Here is a 6,136-nt window from a genome sequence, read left to right on the forward strand (position 1 = left end):
AACCCCTGGCTTCGCGGTTGGTGACTCCCCGCCCCCGGCCCCGACGCGCGGGGGGCGCCCGTCCTACTGCGCGGGCTGCGCCCGGGGCCCCCCCGGCCCGGGCGGCGGCGCTCGCGGCCGGGGGCTGCGCCGCGGTGATGCCGTCCACGGCGCGGCCCTGGCCGCCGAGCACCGAGACGGCGTACCCGCGGGCGGCGACGTCGGTGACGGTGACCGGGTGGACCCAGCCGGCGTCCTTGCAGGCCGGATCGGTGATCTTGTTCTGGGCGAGCCAGGCGTTGTAGCCGGCGGCCCAGCCGCGCATCAGCTCCTTCACCTCCTTGCCGGGCCCGGCCGGTGCGGGAGCGGAGAGCAGCTTCTCCACGGCACCGGAATCGCGGACGCCCTTGAAGTACAGGTCGCTGGAGAGGTTCCTGGCGGCGGAGGAGAGCGAGCCGTCGGGCGCGGCGTCCGGGCCGAACCAGCGCGAGCGCTCCCCGGAGACGGTCAGGAACCCGTCGGCGAGCACGCACACCTGGTCGGCGGCCTGCGCCCAGCCGGTGCCGAATCCGAGGTGGGCGTAGTCCTTGGCCAGGATGTGCGGGATGCCGTACTCGGTGTACCGGATGACGGCGGACAGGCCGCCGCCGGACGGGCCGGCGCCGGACGCGCCGGAGCCCCGTTCCTGGGCGGCGGCCTCGGGTATCGCGGCGGTGGCGGCCAGCAGCGCGGCGCCGGTGAGGGCGAGACGGCGAAGGTGCGGGCGGGTGCGACCTCGTGCGGGAAGAAAGCGCAACATGCCTCCCAAATAGCCTGCGCACGGGCGGGATCGCCCGTGCGGGTGGGGCCGTGCATCTGTGCTCCCACACTCACGCAGGCCGACTGACGCCCTGTCAACATCCCGTTTGGTATCCCTGTGGCGGGCGGTCCGGTATCCGGGGTGCTGCGGTCATTGACCCCGTGCGCACGAGGAGACGAAGATCCCGGTATGACGCCTGTGCGGAAGAACACGGTCGACGGACTGGTCCACGACAGCGCGCGGCGCGTCCCGGACCGGGTGGCGGTCCGCTACCGGGAGCGGACCTGGACGTACGCCGAGCTGGACGCGGCCGTCTCCACGGGCGCGGCCGTGCTCCGCGAGCGGTACGGACTGACCGAGGGGGACCGGGTCGCGACGTTCGCGCACAACAGCGACGCCTACCTCCTGGCCTTCCTCGCCTGCGCGAGGGCCGGGCTCACGCACGTTCCGGTCAACCAGAACCTCACCGGCGAGGACCTCGCGTACATCCTGGAGAACTGCGCGAGCTCGCTCGTCCTCGCCGACCCGGACCTGGCCGGGCGCATCCCCGACGGGTTCGCCGTGCGGCCGCTGCGCGACGCGCCCGGCTCCTTCCTCGGGGAACTGGCCGAACCCGCGCCCTTCGACCGGGCCGGCGACCCCTCCGTCCTGGCACAGCTGCTGTACACCTCGGGGACGACCGCCCTGCCCAAGGGCGCGATGATGACCCATGAGGCGCTCTGCCACGAGTACGAGAGCGCGATCGAGGCCCTGGACCTGGCGGAGGAGGACCTGCCGGTCCACTCCCTGCCGCTGTACCACTCGGCGCAGATGCACGTCTTCCTGCTCCCGTACCTGGCGGTGGGCGCGCGCAACACGATCGTGGACGCCCCGGTCGCCGGAGAGATCTTCGACCTCGTCGAGGCGGGGGAGGCGGACAGCCTCTTCGCGCCGCCGACGGTGTGGATCGCCCTGGCCAACCACCCCGACTTCGCCGTCCGCGACCTGACCGCCCTGACCAAGGCGTACTACGGGGCGTCGATCATGCCGGTACCCGTCCTCGAACGGCTGCGCGCGCGGCTGCCCGGGCTCGGTTTCTACAACTGCTTCGGGCAGAGCGAGATCGGGCCGCTGGCCACGGTGCTGCGGCCGCTGGAGCACGAGGGGCGGATGGACTCCTGCGGACGGCCGGTGCGCCACGTGGAGGCGCGCGTCGTCGACGAGGACGGGGCCGACGTGCCGGACGGCACCGCCGGCGAGGTGGTCTACCGCTCCCCGCAGCTGTGCAGGGGCTACTGGAACGACGCCGAGGCCACGAAGAAGGCCTTCCGGGACGGCTGGTTCCGCTCGGGCGACCTGGCGGTCCGGGACGCGCAGGGGTACTTCACGGTGGTGGACCGGGTGAAGGACGTCATCAACTCGGGCGGCGTACTGGTCGCCTCGCGGCAGGTCGAGGACGTGCTCTACACCCACCCGGGCGTGGCCGAGGCGGCGGTGGTCGGCCTGCCGGACGAGCGGTGGATCGAGGCGGTCACGGCGGTCGTGGTCCCCCGCGACGGGGTGACGGAGGCGGAACTGCTCGCCTACGCCCGCGAGAAGCTGGCCCACTTCAAGGCCCCCAAGCGGGTCCTGTTCGTGGACTCCCTGCCCCGCAACGCGAGCGGCAAGATCCTCAAGCGCGCCCTCCGCGACCGCTTCTCGAACCCCGCCTGACGGCCCCTCCGGCCGGCCGGGAGCCGGGGGAGTCGGCCTACTCCACCAACAGGCCGTCGCTCTGGAGGCGGCGCAGGACCAGGTGCTCGTGGACGAGGCGGCCGACGAGGGCGCCGCCGTAGACCACGAAGCCGACGCCGACCAGCCAGGACTGCACGACCAGGAGGGTGCCGAACGGGCCGTACGTCACGGCGTTGGAGGCGATCAGCGGGGAGAACACCAGCTGCGAGAACACCCGTAGTCCCAGGAGCCCCAGGCTGGTGGCGGCCGCGCCCGGGAGCAGGGCGCGCCAGCGGACCCGGCCGCCGAGGAGGATCCACTGAGAGGTCCAGAAGAACACGCAGGTGCCGATGAGGTCGCCGGTGGTGCCCATGACCGTGCCGACCGCGTCGTTCGAGGGGGCGGGGATGAGGACCAGCAGCGCGAGGTAGCAGACCAGCAGCGCGAGCCACACCACGTGCCGCCACATGGTGTGCCAGCGGGCCGTGGGCAGGTCCCAGACCTTCTCGTAGCCGGTCTGCACGGCGGAGCCGAAGGTCAGTCCGAAGACGGCCAGCGCGGCCAGGCCGAACGCGGTGGTCCGCTCCAGCGCGAGGTCCGCCGCGCCGAACAGCATCTCCACCCGCTCCCGGGAGTACTGGGTCACCCCGAGGGCCTGCCCGAGCCAGCGGCCGAAGCCCGAGCCGCTGCCGGGCGCGGCGGCCGCGACGACGACCAGCAGCGGCACCAGGGTGAGGAAGCCGAGGGCGGCGAAGCCCATCGCCCGGTGCATCAGCTCCATCTCCCGGCCACGGCTCCAGGCCAGCCCGGCGGGGGAGGCCTGGAGCCGGTCGTGGAGCCGCCGGAAGATCGAGGTCACACCTCTTCCCCTACCCGGCCGGGCCCGCGGGTTCCCGGGTGGCCCCCCGAAGTGGGCCCGAAGGGGTGGATTCGGCGAGGGATCCGGCCCGCTCAGGCCTCCCGGAGGTCCACCATCCGCTTGATCTTCCCGACCGACCGCTCCAGGGTCTCCGGATCCACCACCTCCACCGCGACCGAGACGCCCACGCCCTCCTTGACGGCCCGGACCACGGCGGCGGCCGCGGCCTCCCGCTGACCGGCATCGCTCTCCCGGCGCGCCTCCACCCGTACCGTCAGGGCGTCCATCCGTCCCTCCCGGGTCAGGCGGAGCTGGAAGTGGGGAGCCAGGGCCGGTATCCGCAGGAGGACCTCCTCGATCTGCGTGGGGTAGAGGTTCACCCCCCGCAGGATGATCATGTCGTCGCTGCGGCCCGTGATCTTCTCCATCCGGCGGAACGCCGGCCGGGCCGTACCGGGCAGCAGCCGGGTCAGGTCCCGGGTGCGGTAGCGGATGACGGGCATCGCCTCCTTGGTGAGCGAGGTGAAGACCAGCTCCCCGGCCTCGCCCTCCGGCAGCACAGCGCCCGTCAGCGGGTCGACGACCTCCGGATAGAAGTGGTCCTCCCAGATGTGCAGCCCGTCCTTGGTCTCGGCGAACTCCTGTGCGACGCCCGGGCCCATCACCTCGGACAGGCCGTAGATGTCCACCGCGTCGATGTCCAGCCGCTCCTCGATCTCGCGGCGCATCTCCTCCGTCCACGGCTCGGCCCCGAATATCCCCGTCCGCAGGGAGGTGGCGCGCGGGTCCATGCCCTGGCGCTCCATCTCGTCCAGCAGGGTGAGCATGTAGGAGGGGGTGACCATGATGACCTCCGGGCGGAAGTCCTGGATCAGCCGGACCTGGCGGTCCGTCATCCCGCCCGAGGCGGGCACGACCGTACAGCCCAGGCGCTCGGCCCCGTAGTGCGCGCCCAGGCCGCCGGTGAACAGGCCGTACCCGTACGCGATGTGGACCATCTGGCCCGGTCTGCCGCCCGCCGCCCGTATCGAGCGGGCGACGACGTCCGCCCAGGTGGACAGGTCCCCCTCGGTGTACCCGACGACGGTCGGCCGGCCCGTGGTGCCACTGGACGCGTGGATGCGGCGCACCTCGGAGCGCGGTACAGCGAACATCCCGAAGGGGTACTGGTCGCGCAGATCGGCCTTGGTGGTGAAGGGGAAGAGGGCGAGATCGGAGAGGGAGCGGCAGTCGTCGGGATGCAGGCCGGCCTTGTCGAAGGCCTGCCGGTAGAACGGCACCCGGTCGTACGCCCGGTGCAGGGTCTCGCGCAGCCGCGTCAGCTGGAGGGCGGCCAGCTCGTCCCGGCCGAGCCGCTCGCCCTCGTCCGTGCCGCCGTCGTGGCCCCTCGTGTACGCATCCATGCCGCCCACCCCTTTCCGAGTCAACCGACCGATCATTCGGTAGATTGCCGGACCTCGGCGGCCAAATCAATTACTCGAACGAGTGATCGTCTGCTGGGATTGCCCCCATGTCGATCTCCACGCGCTCCACCAGCACCTTCACCACGTACGACGGAACCGAACTCGCCCATCACGTCCGAGGCGAAGGGGAGCCGCTCATCTGTCTTCCCGGCGGTGCGATGCGGGCCTCCGCGTACCTGGGCGACCTCGGCGGACTGTCCGCCGGACGCCGGCTGATCCTGCTCGACCTGCGCGGCACAGGGGACTCCGCGATCCCCGCCGACCCCTCCACGTACCGGGTCGACCACCAGGTCGCCGACGTGGAGGCGCTGCGGATCCACCTGGGCCTGGAGAGCATGGACCTGCTCGCCCACTCCGCCTCCGGCAACCTCGCCCTGCTCTACGCGGCGGCCCACCCGCACCGCGTGCGCCGCCTGGCCCTCATCACGCCGACCAGCTGGGCCGTCGACCTCGCGGAGTCCCCGGAGGTCCGCCTCGCGGACGTCCGCCGTCGCGGAGGCGCCGAGCCGTACGACACGGCCATCGCCGCCTACGAGCGGGCGCTCGCGGCCTTCGCCGCCGGAGACGCCCCCGACGAGGCCGACTGGGCCGCTTCGATGCCCCTCGCCTACGGGCGCTGGGACGAGACGGCACGGGCCCACGCGGAACTGAGCCCCCTCCAGAAGAACGCCGAGGCGGCCGCCGCCTTCGCCGGCCCCGGAGCCTTCGACCCGCCCGCGACCCGCGAGGCCCTGCGGCGGGTCACCGGCGAGGTGCTGGTGCTGGCCGGGGAGCTGGACACCAACCCCTCGCCGGCCCTCGCCGCCCGCATCGCGGAGCTGTTCGCGCACGGCCTCTGCGACGTACAGCGGAACGGCGGGCACTTCCCCTGGCTGGACGACGAGGCGAGGTTCGCGGCCCGGATCGAACGGTTCCTGGCCACCGGGTCCTAGGGCGTGCCTTTCGGATCGGGCCGGGCCCGATCCGAAGGGCGCGCCCGAGTGGCGGCGCCCGAGCGGCGGCGGCCGCCCGGCCGGGGGCGTACGGTCGAAGCAGACGCCCTGGCGAAGGGAGGCGGCGGCCATGCCCGTCATCGACCCCGTGGTATCGGTGCGGCTCGGCGCCCCGGGCGCCCGCCGCCTGGCCGGACTCCTCGCCGAGGTGGCCCACCTGCTGGAGGACCCCGGCCCGCTGCGGCTCACGGACGCCCAGGCCGACGTACTGGGCCACGGCGCGAACCGGCCCGAGCTGGCCACCTGGACCCGCACCCTCGCCGCCGAACTGCGCACAAGGCTCTGACCGGGCCGGCCGTACGCCGCCGCGCGTGCGGGACGGCAGAGGGCCGGGACCCGTACGGGTCCCGGC

General features: G+C 73.2%; 6 protein-coding genes. 3 read left to right on the forward strand and 3 right to left on the reverse strand.

Translation table 11 applies throughout. The annotated features are described in order from the left end of the window. Positions 1-778 (reverse strand): penicillin acylase family protein (locus ACWGDE_RS34900; protein WP_453393077.1); only part of this gene is annotated, 778 nt, incomplete at its 3' end. Positions 779-967: 189 nt separating this feature from the next. Between ACWGDE_RS34900 and ACWGDE_RS34905 the strand changes: the two genes are divergently transcribed. Next, positions 968-2,470, forward strand: a complete 1,503-nt coding sequence (locus tag ACWGDE_RS34905) for a fatty acyl-CoA synthetase (protein ID WP_453393078.1) — start codon at positions 968-970, stop codon at positions 2,468-2,470. Between the two features lie 37 nt (positions 2,471-2,507). Here ACWGDE_RS34905 and ACWGDE_RS34910 read toward each other — a convergent pair whose 3' ends face one another. Together ACWGDE_RS34910 and paaK are read right to left on the reverse strand one after the other, a co-directional pair. Further along, positions 2,508-3,329, reverse strand: a complete 822-nt coding sequence (locus tag ACWGDE_RS34910) for a YhjD/YihY/BrkB family envelope integrity protein (RefSeq protein ID WP_453393079.1) — start codon at positions 3,327-3,329, stop codon at positions 2,508-2,510. A gap of 92 nt (positions 3,330-3,421) precedes the next feature. Further along, positions 3,422-4,732, reverse strand: coding sequence for a phenylacetate--CoA ligase PaaK (paaK, locus tag ACWGDE_RS34915; protein ID WP_453393080.1), 1,311 nt, complete (start codon positions 4,730-4,732; stop codon positions 3,422-3,424). 107 nt (positions 4,733-4,839) lie between these two features. Between paaK and ACWGDE_RS34920 the strand changes: the two genes are divergently transcribed. Next, on the forward strand, positions 4,840-5,724 hold the full coding sequence (locus ACWGDE_RS34920; RefSeq protein ID WP_453393081.1) for an alpha/beta fold hydrolase: 885 nt from the start codon (positions 4,840-4,842) through the stop codon (positions 5,722-5,724). Between the two features lie 130 nt (positions 5,725-5,854). After that, positions 5,855-6,070 carry a hypothetical protein gene (locus ACWGDE_RS34925; RefSeq protein WP_453393082.1) on the forward strand — a complete coding sequence of 72 codons (216 nt, stop codon included), beginning with the start codon at positions 5,855-5,857 and terminating at the stop codon, positions 6,068-6,070. The last annotated feature ends 66 nt before the right edge of the window (positions 6,071-6,136 follow it).

It is taken from the genome of Streptomyces sp. NPDC054956 (assembly GCF_053609185.1).